The sequence below is a fragment of the Myxococcus sp. AB025B genome, assembly GCF_006518215.1.
Lineage (GTDB): Bacteria > Myxococcota > Myxococcia > Myxococcales > Myxococcaceae > Myxococcus > Myxococcus fulvus.
The window spans coordinates 1-1,723 of sequence record NZ_SRLW01000609.1 but is presented as its reverse complement, the minus strand read 5'-3'; the positions used below and the strand labels follow the sequence as shown (position 1 = coordinate 1,723).

Annotated in this window: 1 protein-coding gene and 1 pseudogene; one reads left to right on the top strand and one right to left on the bottom strand. The window is 68.1% G+C overall.

The genetic code is table 11. The features are described 5' to 3' along the window. Positions 1–856, top strand: an 856-nt coding sequence (locus FL311_RS43015; protein ID WP_141333445.1) for a c-type cytochrome, incomplete at its 5' end; no start/stop codon positions are given. A gap of 12 nt (positions 857–868) precedes the next feature. Here the strand turns inward: FL311_RS43015 and FL311_RS43010 are convergent. After that, positions 869–1,590 (bottom strand): annotated as a pseudogene (locus FL311_RS43010) (double-CXXCG motif protein). Between the last annotated feature and the right edge of the window lie 133 nt (positions 1,591–1,723).

Here is a 1,723-nt window from a genome sequence, read left to right as displayed (position 1 = left end):
GGTGGGCTCGGGGCCCAGCGGCATCGCGATGACGCGCGATGGGAGCAAGGTGTACGTCTACAACGCGTTCGACCACACGGTGACGACGCTGGTGAACGACGGCTCGGGGAACGTGGCGAACGTGCGCACGCAGGGGGCGCCGATTCCGGTGGTGGGGGAGGACGTGCTGACGGCGCAGGAGGCGGCGGGGCGCAAGCTGTTCTATTCAGCGCTGGATTCGCGGATGACGAGCGCGGGGGTGGCGGCGTCGTGTGCGTCGTGTCACCTGGACGGGCGGGATGACGGGCACGTGTGGGGCTTCCCGGACGGGCCGCGGCAGACGCCGAGCCTGGCGGGGCGGAAGGTGACCGAGACGGGGCCGTTCCACTGGAGCGGGGAGTTCCCGTCGATGAGGGACTTCCTGGACGCGACGGTGCGAGGGCGGATGGGCGGCACGTCGCTGGATGGGGTGATGGTGGCGCAGCTGTCCGCGTTCATCGACGTGATTCCCACGCCGGACAATCCGTATCGGGGCGCGGTGCAGACGGCGGCGCAGGCGCGGGGTGAGCAGGTGTTCAAGAAGGCCGCGTGTGACACGTGTCACGAGGGCGCGCACTTCACGAACAACAAGCAGGCGGACGTGGGGACCTTCATCACCACGGGGCCGATGCGGGACGACGACAACACGCGCAAGCGCGGGTTGAACACGCCGTCGCTGTTGGGCCTGGCGCGCACGGCGCCGTACCTGCACGACGGCAGCGCGCTGTCGCTCAAGGGCCGGCTGATGCAGGGCAGGGCGTCCAACAAGCACGGCACCACCGCGGACCTCACGGAGGCGGAGGTCGACGACCTGGTGGAGTATCTGCGCACGCTGTGAGGTGTGTTGTCCCTATCGAGTGGGAAGCTCGCGGAACTTGATGCCGTCCAGTTGCAGGCGGCTCACGGTGTCCACGAGGCGCTCGGTGCCGATGAGCATCGTGGCGAAGTTCCCCAGCCTGAACAGGTCCAGCTCCGTGGGGAGCGTGGCCGCGTCCAGGATGGGGGTCTCGGGCCATCGGAGGTTGAGGCGACCACACATCGAGCAGGGCGGTGGATGGTCGGGAGGCATGCAGTCGAGGTGCAGTCGCCCTACGGGGGGGAGCTGAATCTCCAGCAGCTCCGGTGGGTTCTTCTGCCGGAAGCGCAGCTCGGTGGAGCAGCCTCGTGGTCCGCGAATGCCCTCCGCTTGAAGTCGCTCCAGCGCATCGGGCTGCATCAGCAGCCGGATTCCTCCCAGCCAGTCGATGGGCCGAACCTGCCCGAGGCGCATCCCACCAGGGGACCGAAGGTCGTTCCAGGAGGAAGGGTCGTTCCAGGTGGGACATAGGGGCGGACCAGCTCCCGCAGGCGCACGAACTCCGTGAAGGGCTCGGGCCTGGGGCGCTCGAACTCGGTGTGCTCGGCGAGCCCTGAGAGGTCGACCTCGGGATGGTCATGCCCCACGCTGCTCCAGGTCGCGCCACAGGCGTGGCAGCGGACACCGGGCAGTCGCCACTTGTGCACTCCATCGAGTTCGCCGCCGTGCCTCGCCGTAGCTGCTTTGTCCTCGTCCAACAAGAAGTAGCGGCTCATTCGTGGCTAAGAGTGCCTAACAAAACCTAGCCAGCAGCCGGGCCATGACCACCTTGCGGTCATGGCCCGCGCGCTCGTACCCGACGCTCTCTGGGAGCGAATCTCGCCGCTGCTGCCGCCGCATCCACCTCGA